We start from the raw sequence: 16,405 nt of genomic DNA on the forward strand, positions 1-16,405 counted from the left end.
GCCGCCGATGCCGAGGTCGACGCGGATGAGCTTCTTGTTCTGCTGCGTCCAGCGCTGCCCGGTGGGCGTCTCCTTGAACTGCTGGAGCGCGCCCATGCCCCCCGGCTACGCGCAGCCGCACGCCCCGCAGGGTCCGCCGCCCGGCTACGGGCAGCCGCCCGCGCCCCCCGGATACGGGCAGCAGCCGTCGTTCGGGCAGGTCCCGGGCCAGCAGGCCGCGCCCTACGGGATGCCGCAGGGCGCGCCCCAGGGTGGCGCCGGGGTGTCGTCCGCGCTCCAGCAGTTCAAGGAGACGCCCACCGGGCAGCGCTGGACGCAGCAGAACAAGAAGCTCATCCGCGTCGACCTCGGCATCGGCGGCCAGCCCGTGCTGGCGCGCCAGGGCAGCATGGTGCTCTACCAGGGCAAGGTCGACTTCAGCTACAAGGGCGCCGGGTTCGCCGGCCGGATCGTGGGCAACGCGACCGGCCAGGAGATGCAGCTCATGCGCTGCACCGGCCAGGGACAGGTGTTCCTCGCCGAGAACGCCACCCATCTGCACCCGGTCGAGCTCCAGGGCGACGCGATCTGCGTCTCCGCCGAGAACGTCCTCGCCTTCGACGAGAGCCTCCAGTACGAGGTCCGCCGCGTCGAGGGCCACGGCATCCCGGGCGGCGCCCTGTTCACCATGCAGTTCCAGGGCACCGGCACGATCGTCGTCAAGACGCACGGCACGCCCGTCGTACTGCCGGTCACCCCCACCACGTTCGCCGACTGCAACGCGGTGGTCGCCTGGTCGGCCGCCTCCCAGGTGATCGTTTCCAGCCAGGTCCGGATGCGGCGCAACGCCTACCCGGGCGACACCGGCGAGAGCGTCAACCTCCAGTTCCGGGGCGCTCCCGGCAACTTCATCGTCGTCCAGCCGTACGAGGTCTGAGGGAGCCCGTCATGAACCAGCCGCTCGCGGGCTATGCCCCCGCACCCGTCACGGCCCGCATGGAGAACCACGGCAATCACATGCTGAAGGTCGCCATGCAGACCGGGAACGACCTCCTCGCGCGCGTGGGGTCGATGGTCGCCTACGAGGGCTTCGTCCAGTACGAGCCCAACCCGCCGGCCGTGCGCCAGATCGCCCGCGACTGGATGACCGGCGAGGGCGCGCCCCTGATGAAGGCCTCCGGCGACGGACTGCTCTACCTCGCCGACTACGGCGCGGACGTCGTCGTGATCAACCTCAACGGCGACGGCATCTCCGTCAACGCCACCAACCTCCTCGCCTTCGACGCCCATCTGACCTGGGGTGTCGAGCGGGTCAAGGGAATGGCGAAGTTCGCCGGACAGGGCCTGTGGAACACCAAGATCTCCGGGCAGGGCTGGGTCGCGCTGACCTCCCGGGGCAAGCCGATCGTCGTGGACTGCGGCGGCGGCGAGGACGAGACGTACGTCGACCCCGACGCGCTCGTCGCCTGGTCCCCGAACCTCAAGGTGAAGGGCAAGCGCAGCTTCAAGGCGCAGTCACTGATCGGCCGCGGCAGCGGCGAGGCGTACCAGATGGCCTTCTCCGGCCAGGGCATCGTCGTCGTCCAGCCCAGCGAGGACAGCACCGACCGCCTGCGGTTCCGGGGCTGAGGGGGAGCCAGAGTCACCATGCAGAGCCCGCTTTTCGCCTTCAACGACCAGCAGACCCAGGAACGCTGGAGCCTGCAGAGCAAGCAGATGCTGCGTGTCGTCCTGGAGGGCCACGACGACATCCTGGCCCGCAAGGGCACGATGGTCGCCTACCAGGGACTCGTCGAGTTCGACGCCGAGTACCAGAGCAACAACCAGTCACGCTCGCGTGCGTACACCGGCGAGGGCCTGGACCTGATGCGCTGCCACGGGCAGGGCACGGTGTTCTTCGCCAACCTCGCCCAGCACGTCCACCTGGTGGACGTGGAGCAGGACGGGCTGACCGTCGACAGCAGCTACGTCCTCGCGATGGACTCGTCGCTGCACCACGAGGTCATCGCCGTGGACAGCCTGTACGGCATCTCCGGCTCGGGGAAGTACCAGCTCAACATCACCGGCCGCGGCAAGGTCGCCCTGATGACCTCGGGCGCGCCGCTGATGATGCAGGTCACCCCCGACAAGTACGTCAACTGCGACGCCGACGCGATCGTCGCCTGGTCCACCGGTCTGCGGGTGCAGATGCAGGCCCAGACGCATTCCTCCGGGGTGTGGCGGCGCCGGGGCAGCACCGGCGAGGGCTGGGAGCTCAGCTTCATGGGCACCGGCTTCGCGCTGGTCCAGCCGAGTGAGCTGCTGCCGCCACAGAACGCCCAGATCGGGCAGGGCCTGGCCGCCCAGTTCGGCATGGGCCAGCACGGCGCGCGGGCCCAGAACCAGGGCAACGTCTGGAGCTGACCGCACATGTGAACGAGGGGTGACCGTGACGTCGGTCACCCCTCGGCCGTTCACAGCCGGGCGCGGGTCGCCTCCAGCAGCCGTACGACGGAGTCGTCCGCCACGTCCGCCACCTCGTCGTAGGCGAACCAGCGCACGTCGAGCGACTCGTCGCTGATCGCGGCCTGCGCGCCCGGGGGCGCCAGGACCGCGTACTGGACGTCGAAGTGCCAGTGGCACGGCGCCGGGATCGGGTGCTTGTCCAGTCGCACGGGACCGCCCGGGAGCAGTGTCAGCCCGGCGATGCCCGACTCCTCGGTCGCCTCACGCAGTGCCGCGTCCGCCAGGGTGGCATCACCCGGCTCGCAGTGGCCGCCCGTCTGGAGCCACATGCGCAGTTTCCTGTGCAGGGTCAGCAGGACCCGGCCGTGCTCGGGGTCGATCACCAGGGCGCTCGCGGTGACATGGCCCGCGTGGCAGGCCTTCCACACGCCGTCCGGGTGCGCCGCCAGATGGTCCAGATAGGCAGCGCGCAGCCCTTCCTGGTCCTCGTCCCCGCCCGTGTGGTCCTTCAGGACCAGGACCGCGTTCTCGTACAGGCTCACTCGGTGCCGTCGCCCTTGGTGTCGGGGCCCTCGGTGCCGTCGCTCCCGGCCTCGCCGCCCTTCGCCTCGCCGCCCTCGGCCGCGCCGCCCTTCTTCAGGTCGGGCGTCTCACCCGAACGGCCGCTCGCCGCCTCGCCCAGCATCTTGTCCAGCTCGGAGAAGTCCAGGTGCTCGCGGTGCACGAAGCCGTCCGGGTCGTCCAGGTCGGTGGCCGTCGGCAGCATGTCCGGGTGCGCCCACAGGGCGTCACGGCCGTCGACGCCCCGCGCGTCCGTGAGGGACGCCCACAGCCGGGAGGCGTCGCGCAGCCGGCGCGGACGCAGTTCGAGGCCGATCAGCGTGGCGAACGTCTGCTCCGCCGGACCGCCGGTGGCACGACGGCGGCGCAGGGTCTCCCGCAGCGCGTCGGCGGACGTCAGACGCGGCTTCGCGGCCGCGTGGACCACCGCGTCCACCCAGCCCTCCACGAGCGCCAGAGCCGTCTCCAGACGGGCCAGGGCGACCTTCTGCTCGGGCGTGTCCTCGGGCTGGAACATGCCCTGCTGAAGGGCGTCCTGAAGCTGCTCCGGGTTCTGCGGGTCGAACTGGCCGACCACGTCCTCCAGCTTGGCCGTGTCGACCTTGATCCCGCGCGCGTACCCCTCGACCGCGCCGAACAGGTGCGAGCGCAGCCACGGCACATGGGCGAACAGACGCTGGTGGGCGGCCTCGCGCAGGGCGAGGTACAGCCGCACCTCGTCCTTCGGCACGCCCAGGTCCTTGCCGAACGACTCGATGTTCACCGGCAGCAGCGCGGCCTTGCCCGCCGGGCTGAGCGGCAGGCCGATGTCCGACGAGCCGACGACCTCGCCCGCGAGCACGCCGACGGCCTGCCCGATCTGCGTGCCGAACATGGCACCGCCCATCGAGCGCATCATGCCGATCAGCGGGCCGGCCATGGCCTGCATCTCCTCCGGCAGGACATCGCCCATGGCCGTGCCGACGCGCTCGGCCACCGGGTCGACGAGCTCCTGCCACGCGGGCAGGGTCGCCTCGACCCACTCCGCGCGCGACCACGCCACGGCGGAGCCGGCACCGGAGGGCAGGGACGTCGCGTCGTCCAGCCACAGATCGGCCAGGCGCACGGCCTCCTCGACCGCGGTCCGCTCGGAGGCACCGACGCTCGCGTCCTTGACCCCGTCTGCGGTGCCCTGGGCGACCGTCTGGCGGGCGATCTGCTTGGCCATGTCCCAGTTCACCGGGCCGCCCTCGTACGAGAGCATCTGGCCCAGCTGCTGGAACGCGGCGCCCAGGTCGTTGGGACTCAGCGAACCGAACATGGCAGCGAGCGGATTGTCCGCACCGGGGCCGCCAGGGCCACCGGGCCCGAAGCCGAACGGGTTGGCCGGTCCCTGACCACCACCGCTCTGCTGGTCCTTCTTCTTGCCCTCGTCGCCGTTCTCCGGCTCCTCCGGCGGAAGGCCGAATCCGAATGGGGTGTCACTCACGGGATTCCTCGGCTGGTAAGGCCACCGGTTCTTTCCGGCGGCACGACTGCCCGACAACACCACCCAGCCTAGACACCGCGGACGGATCGGGCCTCGGTGCTTCGCCGACGGAAGGCCTGCGGCAGGATGGATGCCACCTGGTACGTACGCGTCGCTCGCGCCCGTACAGAAGACAACCGCTGGAGACACCTGGTGAGTTCCCCAGATCCGCAGGTTCGCGCAGCGCGAAACCACTCGGGCCCGCCCGCCGCCCGCGGGCCCGTCGTCGCCGTCACCGGCGCCGCGTCCGGTGTGGGCGCGCTGCTGACCGCGCGGCTCGCCGCGTCGGAGGAGATCAAGCAGGTCATCGCCATCGACGAGCGCCGGGGGGAGTGTGCCGAGGCGCAATGGCAGATCCTCGACGTGCGGGACCCGGCGATCGCGGACAAGCTGCGCGGTGCCGACGCCGTGGTGCACCTGGCGCTCGACCTGGATCTGGGCAGCGACGCGGCCGCGCGCACCGCTTACAACGTCCGGGGGACGCAGACCGTGCTGACCGCGGCCGCGGCGGCCGGCGTGCACCGCGTGGTGCTGTGCACCTCCGCGATGGTCTACGGGGCGCTGCCGGACAACGAGCTGCCGCTGTCGGAGGACGCCGAGCTGCGCGCGACCGCCGAGGCCACGGGGGTCGGCGACCTGCTGGAGATCGAGCGGCTCGCCCGGCGCGCACCGCGCGCGCATCCGGGGCTCAACGTCACGGTGGTGCGGCCCGCGGTGCTCGTCGGGGAGACGGACACCGCGCTGACCAGGTACTTCGAGTCGCCTCGGCTGCTCGTCGTCGCCGGGTCGCGGCCCGCGTGGCAGTTCTGCCACGTCGAGGACCTGTGCAGTGCGCTGGAGTACGCCGTCCTGGAGAAGGTCGACGGCGAGCTCGCCGTCGGCTGCGACGGATGGCTGGAACAGGAGGAGGTCGAGGAGCTCAGCGGGATCCGGCGGATGGAGCTGCCGTCGGCGGTCGCGCTCGGCGCGGCGGCCCGGCTGCACCGGATCGGGCTCACCCCGTCCCCGGCCGGGGACCTCGCCTACACGATGTACCCCTGGGTGGTCAGCGGGAGCCGTCTGCACGACGCGGGATGGCGGCCGAGATGGACCAACGAGGAGGTGCTCGCGGAACTTCTGGAGGAGGTCTCCGGGAGGCACACGGTGGCCGGGCGGCGGCTGGGCCGCAAGGACGCCACGGCCGCGGGCGCGGCGGGCGCGACGGTCGCGCTGCTGGGCGCGGCGGCCGTCGTACGGCGGGCCCGCAAGGCGCGACGGCGGATCTGACGACCTCCGGGCCGGCGGGCCGACTCCGGCGGGCCGACCTCGACGGGCGGGCTCCGGCAGGAGAACTCCGCCGGACTGGCTCCGGGGCGCGGACTCCGGCGGGCGCGCTCCGGCGGGCGTGCGCCGAGGTGCGCGGGTCGACGATCGGCCATTCGGGTGCCGCGACCCGTGTTCCGCGATCCGCGGGTCACGAGCCCGTGGACCCGTGGCGCGGTCGCCCGTCGGCCCGGTGGGCCGAAGCGCTGTTCCCCGTGGTCCCGGGCGTGCGGCACGATGGGGGTATGGCAGCCACGAACGATCATCCGGGTGAGCAGGCGGCGCAGGACCCGGTCAAGCTGATCGCCGTCCGCGACACCGCGCTCAGCCTGGACGAGGTCTTCCGGGCCGTCGGGGACGACGCCGCCGGCGGGACCGCGCTGTTCGTGGGGACCGTGCGCAACCACGACGGCGGCAACGACGTCGACGGGCTCGGGTACTCGTGCCACCCCAGTGCGGAGGCCGAGATGCGGCGGATCGCGGAGAAGGTCGTCGCCGAGTACCCGGTGCGGGCGCTGGCCGCGGTGCACCGGGTCGGGGACCTGGCGATCGGTGATCTCGCCGTTGTCGTCGCCGTCTCCTGCCCGCACCGGGGCGAGGCGTTCGAGGCCTGCCGGAAGCTGATCGACGATCTCAAGCACGAGGTGCCGATCTGGAAGCACCAGAGGTTCTCCGACGGCACCGAGGAATGGGTCGGCGCCTGCTGAATCCCCTGTCCGCCGTCCGGTTGTTTCCGTTCCTCCGTCCGGTTGCGTAACCGGACCCCTGGCATGAGCGTTGTCAGTGCAGATGGTTAATCTGCTGATCAGTCAGTTGCGATCGCTCGATAGGGGTTGGGAGGTCGGCATGGGGGCACTCGCCTGGTTGCTGATTCCGCTTGTGGCTGCGATCGGAGCCGGCCTATGGGGCACCTGGGCCAACCGGACGAGGAAGTCCCGCGGCGACGGTCCTGAACTGGACGGGTATGCCCGATTCCGGGCCGCGATGGAGAAGTCGCACGCCGGGGTGCCGGAGAAGGCGCACGCCGGCGGGGTGGACGCGATGGAGAAGTCGCCCGCCGGCGTGATGGAGGAGACGCACAGCGGTACCTGACGGGGTGGCCCTGACGGTGCGCTGACAGACGCGTCCCGTACTGTCGACTCATGCCACGCCGCACTGCGACGATGCTCGCCTCCACCCTGATGCTGATCGCGCTCCTGTGCGCGGGAGTGTTCATCCCCGTGCCGTACTCGGAGCTGTCGCCGGGGCCGACGGTGAACACCCTCGGCGATCACGGTGGTGAGCCGGTGCTGCAGATCTCCGGGCACAAGACGTATCCGGCCAGCGGCAACCTGAACATGACCACGGTGCGGGTCACCAGTGCCGACTACCGGATGAACCTCGTCGAGGCCGTCTACGGGTGGCTGGCGCACGACACCAAGGTCGTGCCGCACGACACGCTCTACCCGAACGGCAAGACCGAGGAGCAGTCCACCCAGGAGAACGCCGAGGAGTTCAGCCAGTCCCAGGAGAGCGCCAAGGTGGCCGCTCTGACGGAGCTCGGCATTCCGGTCAAGGCGTGGGTGATCGTCTCGACGGTCGTCAAGGACTCCCCGGCCGAGGGCAGGCTGCACGCCGGCGACGTGATCAAGGCGGTCGACGGCGCGGCGGTCAAGGAGCCCACCGACGTGGCCAAGCTCGTGACCAAGCACAAGCCCGGCGAGGACGTCGTCTTCACGATCGTGCCCGCCAAGGAGCAGGCCGCCGCCGAGAAGGAGAACCGGACGGCCACCACGACCGAGAAGGTCACGATCACCACCGCCACGTCCGACGACGACAACGCGAAGCGGGCCATCGTCGGCATCTCCGCCGGAACCGACCACACGTTCCCGTTCACCGTCGACATCAAGCTCGCCGACGTCGGTGGCCCGAGCGCCGGTCTGATGTTCGCGCTCGGCATCTACGACAAGCTCACCCCCGGCAGCCTGACCGGCGGCAAGTTCGTGGCCGGCACCGGGACCATCGAGGACGACGGCACGGTCGGGCCCATCGGCGGCATCGAGATGAAGACCGTCGGCGCCCGCGACAAGGGCGCCCAGTACTTCCTGACGCCCGCCGACAACTGCGCGGCCGCCGCCAGGGACACCCCCTCGGGGCTGCGCCTGGTCAAGGTGAAGACCATGAACGACGCCCTCGACGCCCTCAAGGACATCCGCTCCGGCAACACGGCCGACCTGCCGAAGTGCACCACCAAGGGCTGAGCCGCCGCGTCCTGTACGGCACCGGACCCTGTACGGCACCGGGGGCGCCCCTCGCTCGAAGGGGCGCCCCCGGTGCCGTACCGCCGGAGTCGAGGTCCGCGAAGGGACTCAGTCCTCGAACGTCGCCGTCAGGGCCTCCGCCAGCCCCGGGACCAGGTCGGAGCCCGTGAGGACCTCCGTCGGGGAGTCCTTCTCACGCAGGCGCACAGCCGACTCGCGCGCGCCGTCGCGCAGCACCGCGACCGTCATGCGCACCTCCTGGCGCTGCGGGTGCTCGGCCACCCACTTCGTCAGCTTCGCGTCGCTCAGGCCCTGCGGGACCTGTGCCTCGGCGGACGGCGGCAGCATCAGACGCTCCACGGTGAGCGCGCAGCCGACCACCGCGTCGGGCCAGGCGATCGTGGCAAGGAACTCGTCGAGCGCCTTGTCCGTTGGAATCTCGTCCTGCTCGATCGGGGTGAGACCGGTGGAGGTCTCCTCTGCCTCACCCAGACCGAGCTGGGCCGCGAGTGAGGGTTCCTGAGCCCGCAGCCGTGCGGTGTCGACAAGGGCGAAGAGGCGGGCGGGCTGGTCCCAGCCGAGGCCGGAGGCGTACTCGTCGATCTCGAGTACGGCCCGGGTGAGCGGGCTCGCCGCCATGGGAGTGTTGGACATGGTCACAATCCTGCCTCGTTCCTGGCCGGAATCGGGAACCGAGTAAAGCGTGAGTAAGTTGCATAGGTGTGGGTCTGCGATCGCGAGGCCCCGGGGAGGGCCCGCAAAAATGCGGCCCTGACGTATCGACAGCGAACTTCGAGGTGCACACCTTGGCTTTCCAGATGCCGGACCGCGGCGGAGGCCCGACAGGGCCGCGGATCAGAGCGGGCCGCCCGTCCCGGCGTGTCCGGACCCTGCTCATGACGCTGGGCGTCCTCGCCGTTCTCGGCATGGCGTTCACCATGTTCTCGGGCTTCTGGACGAACTGGCTCTGGTACCGGTCGGTGAAGTACTCGTCCGTGTTCACGACGACGCTGTTCACCAAGACCGGACTCTTCTTCGTCTTCGGTCTGCTGATGGCCGCCGCGGTCGGGTTCAACATCTGGATCGCCCACCGCATGCGCCCGCCGCTGAGCGCGATGTCGATGGAGCAGCAGAACCTCGACCGCTACCGGATGGGCATCGCGCCGTACAAGAAGTGGCTGCTGTTCGGTATCACCGCGCTGGTCGGCCTCGTGGCGGGCGCGTCCGCGTCGAGCCAGTGGCGGACCTGGCTGATGTGGGTCAACGGCGTGCCCTTCGGCCAGAAGGACCCGCAGTTCCACCTCGACGTCTCCTTCTACGCCTTCGACCTGCCGTGGTACCGCTTCCTGCTCGGGTTCGGCTTCGCCGCAACGATCCTGTCCCTGATCGCGGCCGCGCTGACCCACTACCTGTACGGCGGACTGCGCATCACCAGTCCGGGTGCGCGGGCCACCGCGGCGGCCACCGGACACCTGTCGGTGCTCCTCGGCGTCTTCGTCGCCCTGAAGGCGGTCGCGTACTGGCTCGACCGGTACGGCCTCGCGGTCAAGTCCAGCGACTTCAAGGCGACCGACAACTGGACGGGCCTGAGGTACGTCGACGCGAACGCCTACCTGCCCGCGAAGACGATCCTGTTCTGCATCGCCGTCATCTGCGCCCTGCTGTTCTTCGCCACCCTGTGGCGGCGCACCTGGCAGCTGCCGATGATCGGCTTCGGCCTGATGGTGCTCTCGGCGATCCTCATCGGCGGCCTGTACCCGGCGATCGTGCAGAAGTTCCAGGTCCAGCCGAACGAGCAGGCCAAGGAAGCGCCGTACGTCGAGAAGAACCTCAAGGCGACGCGTGAGGCGTACGGCATCGACGGCACGCAGGTCACCGAGTACTCGGGCAAGAGCAGCACCACGGACAAGACCAAGCTGCGCGACGACGTCGACGACACGGCGAGCATCCGCATCATGGACCCCAACATCGTCTCGCCCACGTTCCAGCAGCTCCAACAGATCAGGAACTACTACGCGTTCCCGACCAATCTGGACGTCGACCGCTACACCAAGGACGGCAAGGCCCAGGACACCGTCATCGGTCTGCGCGAGCTGAACCTCAACGGCATTCCGAAGAACAACTGGATCAACGACCACTTCCGCTACACCCACGGCTACGGCGTGGTCGCCGCCAAGGGCACGGAGGCGGACTCCGAGGGCCGTCCGGTCTTCACCGAGTCCGACCTGCCGTCCACCGGCGACCTCGGGACGTACCAACAGCGGGTCTACTACGGCGAGAAGACCACCACCTACTCGATCGTCGGCGGTCCCCAGAAGGAGATCGACTACTCCGACGACAACGGTGAGAAGACCACGAGCTACCAGGGCGACAGCGGAGTCAGCCTCTCCAACCCGATCAACCGGGCCGCGTACGCGGTCGCGTTCGGGGAGCCGCAGATCCTGTACTCCGGCGCCATCGGCGACGGTTCGCGGATCCTGTACAACCGCACGCCCAAGGAGCGCGTCGAGGCGGTCGCCCCGTGGCTGACCATCGACGGCGACGCCTACCCGGCGGTCGTGGACGGCAAGATCCAGTGGATCGTCGACGCCTACACGACCACCAACGGATACCCGTACGCGTCCCGTACGACGCTCGGCGACACCACGGCGGACTCGCTGACCGCGACGAACAACTCGCGTGCGGTGGTGGCCCAGCAGAACCAGGTCAACTACATCCGCAACTCGGTGAAGGCGACCGTCGACGCGTACACCGGTGACGTCACGCTCTACCAGTGGGACACCAAGGACCCGGTCCTGAAGACCTGGATGAAGGCGTTCCCGGGCACGGTGAAGGCCAGGACGGCCATCCCGAGCTCCCTGATGGACCATCTGCGCTACCCGCAGGACCTGTTCAAGGTCCAGCGCGAGCTGCTCACCCGCTACCACGTGAAGGACGCGCAGACGTTCCTCAGCGGCAGCGAGGTGTGGCAGGTGCCGGACGAGCCGACCAACAAGTCGGGCGACGCGGTGCCGCCGTACTACCTGAGCATGAAGATGCCCGACCAGAAGGAGCAGGCGTTCTCGCTGACGACGACGTTCACGCCCAACGGGCGGGACAACCTCAGCGCGTTCATGGCGGTCGACTCGGAGCCGGGCACCTCCGACTACGGCAAGATCAGAATCCTGAAACTGCCGACCAACACCACGGTCAACGGACCCAAGCAGGTCCAGAGCCAGTTCAACTCCGAGCAGGACATCGCCGAGTCGATCAAGCTGCTGAAGGGCGGCGACTCCGATGTCGAGTACGGCAATCTGCTGACCGTGCCCCTGGACGGCGGACTGCTCTACGTGGAGCCGGTCTACGTACGCGGTGGCGGACTCAAGTACCCCCTGCTGCGCAAGGTGTTGGTGACCTACGGAGGTGCCACCGCGTTCGAGGACACCCTCGACGAGGCCCTCAACAAGGTCTTCGGGGCGGAGGCCTCGACCACACCACCGCCGGACGAGAGCACGACCACCCCGCCGACCTCGGCCAACCCGACCGTCCAGGAGGCCCTGAGCGACGCCCAGAAGGCCTTCGACGCCGGCCAGGAGGCGCTGAAGAAGGGTGACTGGCAGGCGTACGGCGAGGCGCAGAAGGATCTCCAGGACGCGTTGCGGCGTGCCGAGGACGCGCAGGCCAAGGCCGGCGGGACCGGAGGGAGCGGCGGCGGCTCCGGCGCGAGCCCGAGTCCGAGCGCCAGCCCGAGTGTCAGTCCGAGTGCTGCTCCGAGCGCCGGTCCGAGCAGTGGCTGAGCAGGGCTGAGCTGCGGCTGAGCCGCAAATGAGTGAAGGGCTCCCCTCGCGCCGTGGTACGGTTGAGAAACAACGGCGCGGGGTGGAGCAGCTCGGTAGCTCGCTGGGCTCATAACCCAGAGGTCGCAGGTTCAAATCCTGTCCCCGCTACTGATCGCGAAGGCCCGGATCCTCCAAGGATCCGGGCCTTCGCGCTGTGCGAACGCATGTGCCGATCCCTGCGACGGCCGCGCCGCCAGGGGGAGTTGGGGGGATCCGTGTTTGACTTGTCTCTCTGTGGGCATGTCGACAAAACGCTGAAGTGACCTTCACTGACTGCGGTATACCGGATGTACCCAGGTTGCGGGTGGTGCGACGATGGACGTTATGGGGGACAAGGCAACTCTGTTGGAGACAGGGCGGTTTGCGCAGTCTGCTGACTTTGTGCAGCCGACTGACCTTGTGCAGCCTTCCGACCGGGACGAGACCGGCGAGGCCGCGGAGGAGGCGCGCCTGCGGCTCGCCGTGGAGGCCGGCGAGGTCGAGGCGATGAGCGTGCTCGGGGCCATGCTGCTGCGCCGCGGCGATCTCGACGGCGCCGAGCCGTATCTGCGTGGCGCCACCACCGCGGGCGACCGTGCCGCCGCCAACAACCTGGGTGTCCTTCTCTACCAGCGCGGCTACGCCGACGACGCCGCGGGATGGTGGCGGATCGCCGCCGTCGCGGGATCCGCGGCGGCCGCCCACGCCCTCGGCCGGCACCACAGGGAACGCGGGGACGAGCCCGCCGCCGAGTACTGGCTGCGCCAGTCCGCCGAGCAGGGACACGCCCTCGGCGCGTACGCCCTCGCCGACCTGCTGGAGCACCGCGGGGACGGCGGGGCCGAGCAGTGGATGCGGGCCGCCGCCGAGCGCGGCCACCGCGAGGCGGCGTACCGACTGGCCAGGGCACTGGACCGGCGGCACGGGCGGGAGGCCGACGGCGACGGCGCTGTCGTGCCGACAGAGGCGGAGACCGAGGCCGAGCAGTGGTACCGGCAGGCCGCCGCGCGCGGCCACCGCCGGGCGGCCCTGCAACTCGGGGCGATCCTGGAGAAGCGCGGCGAGCTCAAGGAGGCGGGCCGCTGGTATCTGACGTCCGCCAAGGACGGGGAGGCGCAGGCCGCCTGCGCCCTCGGGTTCCTGCTGCGGGACGCAGGGGACAGCGAGAGCGCCGCCGTGTGGTGGCTGCGGGCCGCCCAGGACGGCGACGGCAACGCGGCGAACGCGCTGGGCGCGCTGCACGCCGAGCGCGGCGAGACCCAGACCGCCGAGCGCTGGTACCGGGCCGCGATGGACGCCGGCGACGACAACGGCGCCTACAACCTCGGCCTGCTCTGCGCCGAACAGGGGCGGACCGCGCAGGCCGAACAGTGGTACCGGCGCGCCGCCTACGCCGGGCACCGGGAGGCCGCGAACGCGCTGGCGATCCTGCTGCTCCAGGGCGGCGACACGACCGGCGCCGAGCCGTGGTTCTCCAAGGCGGCGGAGGCCGGGAGCGTCGACGCCGCGTTCAACCTGGGCATCCTGTACGCCGGGCGGGGCACGGAGAGCGAGGACGTGACCGCGCTGCGCTGGTACGAGCGGGCGGCGGCTGCCGGGCACACCGAGGCCGCGCTCCAGGTCGGGATCGCCCGGCTGCGGGACGGGGACGAGCGGGAGGCGGAGCGGCATCTGCGCTGCGCGGCGGGCGGCGGCAGCGCGGAGGCCGCGTACCGGCTGGCCGCCGTGCTGGACGCGCGCCGTCCCGCGCCGTCCACGCACGAACTCGGTGAGCACGTGCACGAGAAGACCGAGTGCGAGGAGTGGTACGAGCGGGCGGCCACCCAGGGGCACCGGCGCGCGCAGGTGCGCGTCGGGATGCTCGCGGCCGACCGGGGCGATGTGGTGGAGGCGGCCCGCTGGTACCGGGCGGCCGCCGAGGCGGGGTCGCGCAACGGCGCGTTCAATCTCGGGCTGCTGCTGGCCCGGGAGGGCAGCGAGCCCGAGGCGGCCGTGTGGTGGACCCGGGCCGCCGACGCCGGGCACGGACGGGCGGCGCTCCGGCTCGCCCTGGTCTACGCGCGTCGTGGCGAACTGGCGGAGGGGCAGCGCTGGGCCGACCGGGCCGTCTCCCTGGGGCCGGCGGAGGTGTCGGAGCGCGCGGCCCGGCTCCGGGACGCGCTGCGGCAGGAACTGTCGGCCTGACCCCGGCCAACGCTCCGGCGGGCCCCCGTGGCTCGGAGTGCCAAGTGATTTGCTTCTGTCCGCGCCCTTGACGTAGTGTTCCATTCATCGACGCGGGGTGGAGCAGCTCGGTAGCTCGCTGGGCTCATAACCCAGAGGTCGCAGGTTCAAATCCTGTCCCCGCTACTGAAGGCCGAGGGCCGGAATCCGAAAGGGTTCCGGCCCTCGGTTCTTTCCCGTTCCGGCGCGGTGCGTGCCGCTGCCGCGCTCAGGCGGGGACGTGCTGCGCGGGCTGCCGGGCGGGCGCCCAGCAGCGGATGACGTCGCGGACGGAGACGATGCCGGCCGGCTCGCCGCCGTCGAGCACGATCAGGTGCCGGAAGCCGCCGTGCGCCATGGCGCCTGCGGCCTCCTCGACGGTCCAGGTCGGCGCCGCGAACACGACGTCGTTGGTGGTGTGGGCGTGGGTGCGCTCGGTGTCCGGGTTCTGGCCCAGGCCGACGGAGTTGAGGATGTCGCGCTCGGTGAGGATGCCGATGCCGCCGGCGTCCGGGTCGAGGACCAGGGCGGCGCCGACGCGGCGCGCGGACATCAGGGCGGCGGCCTGGCGGAGGGTGTGGTCGGGGCCGATGGTGAGGACCACCGTGCTCATGGCGTCGCGGACGAGCATGGGTTGGAGCCACCTCCTAGGAAACCCCCGCTGGTTCGGGCCCGGCGCCTGGGGCGCCCATGGTGATGCACAAGTTCACAAGTGGGGGGTGCTCACAGCGTGACAGGCAAAGAGGAGGTCAACAAGGGGGCGTGCGCGGCCAATTGAGGGCGCGCACGCTCATCTGTGCCGTTCGGTCACGCTTCAGCGGCGCCGGTTGAGGTACCCCAGCAGTTCGTCGTGCAGCAACCCGTTCGACGCCGCCGCGTTGCCGCTGTGCGGGCCGGGCCGGCCGTCGAGGCCGGTGAAGGTGCCGCCCGCCTCCGTCACCACGATCGCGGTGGCCGCCATGTCCCAGAGGGAGAGCTCGGGTTCGGCGCACAGGTCGACCGACCCCTCGGCGACCATCATGTACGGCCAGAAGTCGCCGTACGCGCGTGTGCGCCACACCTCGCGGGTGAGGTCGAGGAAGCCGTTCAGCCGGCCCTGCTCCTCCCAGCCGCTCAGCGACGAGTACGCGAAGGAGGCGTCGCTCAGCTCGGAGACCCGCGACACGCGCAGCCGCGACGCCGAGGACAGGCTGCGGCCGGTGAAGGCGCCATGGCCCTGCGCGGCCCACCAGCGGCGGCCCAGGGCGGGCGCGGAGACCACGCCGACGACGGGCCGGTAGCCGCCCTCCGCGGCCTCCATCAGGGAGATGAGGGTGGCCCAGACCGGGACGCCGCGCACGTAGTTCTTGGTGCCGTCGATCGGGTCGATCACCCAGCGGCGCGGGCCGGTGCCCTCGATGCCGTACTCCTCGCCGAGGATGGCGTCGCGGGGGCGGGCGCGCTGGAGCTGACTGCGGATGAGCTCCTCGGCCGCCTTGTCCGCCTCGGACACCGGAGTCATGTCCGGCTTCGTCTCGACCTTGAGATCGAGAGCCTTGAAGCGGTCCATCGTCACGGCGTCGGCCGCGTCGGCGAGGACGTGGGCGAGGCGGAGGTCGTCCAGGTAGTCCGGCATGTAACGAACCGTATCTGCCGAGGTGGGTGCGGGGCTACCGGGGTCCGCGGGCCGGCCGCCGGGAGGTGCGGCGCGGGACGCCCCGCGTACGGGGAGTCGGCGGGCGCCCCGCGGTGCTTTCGCGAACCCTTGACAGTGCCCCCGTGCGCGTCAAATCTGGGCGCAGAGCCCCTCGCCCAGGGAGGCGATGATGCCCGCAGCACGGGAGTCCCTGCTGGATGCCGCCTACACGGCGTTGGCGCGTCTGCCGTGGTCCGCGGTGCGGATGGTGGACGTCGCCGCGGCGGCCGGGGTGTCCCGGCAGACGCTGTACAACGAGTTCGGCAGCAAGGACGGCCTGGCCCGGGCGTTGGTGCGGCGGGAGGCCGACGGCTATCTCGCCGGGATCGAGCGCGCGCTGGCCGCGTACGCGGACGCACGTGAGCGGCTCACCGCCACCGCCGAGTGGACCGCCTCGGCCGCCCGCGAGAACGCGCTCGTACGGGCCATGCTCACCGGTTGCTGGGGCGAGGGGCTGCCCGCCCCGACACTGCGGGCGGTGCCCTCCTCCTCGGTGGTGCCGGCGCAGCGGCGGGCGGACGGCCCGCTGCCCTCGCCCGGCGACTTCGTGGCGATCGTCCGCGACCGGGCCGTGGCCGCGCTCTCCGGTCCCGGCGCCGACCAGCGGGACACCGTGGAGCTGGCCCGCTCCTGCGAACTCGCCGTCCGTGTCGGCCTGTCCTGTGTGTCCGCGCCGCCGGGGTGGGGCGGCGTCGGG

The 16,405-nt window shown here is 71.0% G+C and carries 14 protein-coding genes, 2 tRNA genes and 1 pseudogene; 12 read left to right on the top strand and 5 right to left on the bottom strand.

All coding sequences use genetic code 11. The features are described from left to right. Positions 1-85: 85 nt before the first annotated feature. From FNH09_RS35385 to FNH09_RS35395, 3 genes and pseudogenes are all read left to right on the top strand, one after another. Positions 86-916: pseudogene (locus tag FNH09_RS35385) on the top strand (AIM24 family protein); the annotation flags it as partial. Between the two features lie 11 nt (positions 917-927). Continuing rightward, the gene (locus FNH09_RS35390) at positions 928-1,608 is read left to right on the top strand and encodes an AIM24 family protein (RefSeq protein ID WP_152893985.1); all 681 of its coding nucleotides are present in this window, start codon (positions 928-930) and stop codon (positions 1,606-1,608) included. Positions 1,609-1,626: 18 nt separating this feature from the next. Beyond that, positions 1,627-2,382, top strand: a complete 756-nt coding sequence (locus FNH09_RS35395) for an AIM24 family protein (RefSeq protein WP_152893986.1) — start codon at positions 1,627-1,629, stop codon at positions 2,380-2,382. A gap of 50 nt (positions 2,383-2,432) precedes the next feature. On the opposite strand, the gene FNH09_RS35400 is transcribed toward FNH09_RS35395, so the two are convergent. Together FNH09_RS35400 and FNH09_RS35405 are read right to left on the bottom strand one after the other, a co-directional pair. After that, entirely contained in the window at positions 2,433-2,966 is a 534-nt protein-coding gene (locus FNH09_RS35400) for an NUDIX domain-containing protein (protein WP_162469585.1), read from the bottom strand. Further along, the gene (locus tag FNH09_RS35405; protein ID WP_162469586.1) at positions 2,963-4,453 is read right to left on the bottom strand and encodes a zinc-dependent metalloprotease; all 1,491 of its coding nucleotides are present in this window, start codon (positions 4,451-4,453) and stop codon (positions 2,963-2,965) included. Before FNH09_RS35405 ends, FNH09_RS35400 begins: the two co-directional genes overlap by 4 nt. A 192-nt stretch (positions 4,454-4,645) precedes the next feature. Between FNH09_RS35405 and FNH09_RS35410 the strand changes: the two genes are divergently transcribed. The 4 genes from FNH09_RS35410 to FNH09_RS35425 all read left to right on the top strand — a co-directional run bounded on the left by FNH09_RS35410 (position 4,646) and on the right by FNH09_RS35425 (position 8,034). Next, positions 4,646-5,758 (top strand): NAD-dependent epimerase/dehydratase family protein, encoded by a 1,113-nt coding sequence (locus FNH09_RS35410; RefSeq protein WP_162469587.1) that lies wholly within the window; start codon positions 4,646-4,648, stop codon positions 5,756-5,758. A 281-nt stretch (positions 5,759-6,039) separates the two neighbouring features. Then, positions 6,040-6,501: a molybdenum cofactor biosynthesis protein MoaE gene (locus FNH09_RS35415; RefSeq protein ID WP_152893988.1), complete on the top strand. Its 462-nt coding sequence runs from the start codon at positions 6,040-6,042 to the stop codon at positions 6,499-6,501. A 172-nt stretch (positions 6,502-6,673) separates the two neighbouring features. Continuing rightward, complete coding sequence (locus FNH09_RS35420) at positions 6,674-6,886, top strand: hypothetical protein (RefSeq protein WP_162469584.1); 213 nt, start codon at positions 6,674-6,676, stop codon at positions 6,884-6,886. 50 nt (positions 6,887-6,936) lie between these two features. Beyond that, the gene (locus tag FNH09_RS35425) at positions 6,937-8,034 is read left to right on the top strand and encodes a YlbL family protein (protein WP_152893990.1); all 1,098 of its coding nucleotides are present in this window, start codon (positions 6,937-6,939) and stop codon (positions 8,032-8,034) included. Positions 8,035-8,142: 108 nt separating this feature from the next. Here FNH09_RS35425 and FNH09_RS35430 read toward each other — a convergent pair whose 3' ends face one another. Further along, entirely contained in the window at positions 8,143-8,688 is a 546-nt protein-coding gene (locus tag FNH09_RS35430; RefSeq protein WP_162469588.1) for a PPA1309 family protein, read from the bottom strand. A gap of 164 nt (positions 8,689-8,852) precedes the next feature. Between FNH09_RS35430 and FNH09_RS35435 the strand changes: the two genes are divergently transcribed. The 4 genes from FNH09_RS35435 to FNH09_RS35450 all read left to right on the top strand — a co-directional run bounded on the left by FNH09_RS35435 (position 8,853) and on the right by FNH09_RS35450 (position 14,180). Further along, positions 8,853-11,810: a UPF0182 family membrane protein gene (locus FNH09_RS35435; RefSeq protein ID WP_152893998.1), complete on the top strand. Its 2,958-nt coding sequence runs from the start codon at positions 8,853-8,855 to the stop codon at positions 11,808-11,810. A gap of 76 nt (positions 11,811-11,886) precedes the next feature. After that, a tRNA-Met gene (locus FNH09_RS35440) sits at positions 11,887-11,960 on the top strand. Positions 11,961-12,167: 207 nt separating this feature from the next. Further along, positions 12,168-14,015, top strand: coding sequence for a tetratricopeptide repeat protein (locus FNH09_RS35445; protein WP_152893992.1), 1,848 nt, complete (start codon positions 12,168-12,170; stop codon positions 14,013-14,015). Positions 14,016-14,106: 91 nt separating this feature from the next. Further along, a tRNA-Met gene (locus FNH09_RS35450) sits at positions 14,107-14,180 on the top strand. An 82-nt stretch (positions 14,181-14,262) separates the two neighbouring features. On the opposite strand, the gene FNH09_RS35455 is transcribed toward FNH09_RS35450, so the two are convergent. Further along, on the bottom strand, positions 14,263-14,664 hold the full coding sequence (locus tag FNH09_RS35455; RefSeq protein ID WP_152893993.1) for a CBS domain-containing protein: 402 nt from the start codon (positions 14,662-14,664) through the stop codon (positions 14,263-14,265). 183 nt (positions 14,665-14,847) lie between these two features. Continuing rightward, a complete protein-coding gene (hisN, locus tag FNH09_RS35460; protein WP_152893994.1) occupies positions 14,848-15,648 on the bottom strand; it encodes a histidinol-phosphatase in 801 nt (266 codons plus the stop codon). Positions 15,649-15,835: 187 nt separating this feature from the next. On the opposite strand from hisN, the gene FNH09_RS35465 reads away from it, so the two are divergent. Further along, on the top strand, positions 15,836-16,405 hold a 570-nt coding region (locus FNH09_RS35465), incomplete at its 3' end, for a TetR/AcrR family transcriptional regulator (RefSeq protein WP_152893995.1).

This window comes from Streptomyces adustus (assembly GCF_009377175.1).
Taxonomy (GTDB): domain Bacteria; phylum Actinomycetota; class Actinomycetes; order Streptomycetales; family Streptomycetaceae; genus Streptomyces; species Streptomyces adustus.

Excerpts from the sequence above, each read along its gene's own strand:
- FNH09_RS35445 (WP_152893992.1), top strand. The coding sequence starts at position 12,168 with ATGGACGTTATGGGGGACAAGGCAACTCTGTTGGAGACAGGGCGGTTT.
- FNH09_RS35455 (WP_152893993.1), bottom strand. The coding sequence starts at position 14,664 with ATGCTCGTCCGCGACGCCATGAGCACGGTGGTCCTCACCATCGGCCCC.
- FNH09_RS35435 (WP_152893998.1), top strand. The coding sequence starts at position 8,853 with ATGCCGGACCGCGGCGGAGGCCCGACAGGGCCGCGGATCAGAGCGGGC.
- FNH09_RS35430 (WP_162469588.1), bottom strand. The coding sequence starts at position 8,688 with ATGTCCAACACTCCCATGGCGGCGAGCCCGCTCACCCGGGCCGTACTC.
- hisN (WP_152893994.1), bottom strand. The coding sequence starts at position 15,648 with ATGCCGGACTACCTGGACGACCTCCGCCTCGCCCACGTCCTCGCCGAC.
- FNH09_RS35415 (WP_152893988.1), top strand. The coding sequence starts at position 6,040 with ATGGCAGCCACGAACGATCATCCGGGTGAGCAGGCGGCGCAGGACCCG.
- FNH09_RS35390 (WP_152893985.1), top strand. The coding sequence starts at position 928 with ATGAACCAGCCGCTCGCGGGCTATGCCCCCGCACCCGTCACGGCCCGC.
- FNH09_RS35395 (WP_152893986.1), top strand. The coding sequence starts at position 1,627 with ATGCAGAGCCCGCTTTTCGCCTTCAACGACCAGCAGACCCAGGAACGC.
- FNH09_RS35425 (WP_152893990.1), top strand. The coding sequence starts at position 6,937 with ATGCCACGCCGCACTGCGACGATGCTCGCCTCCACCCTGATGCTGATC.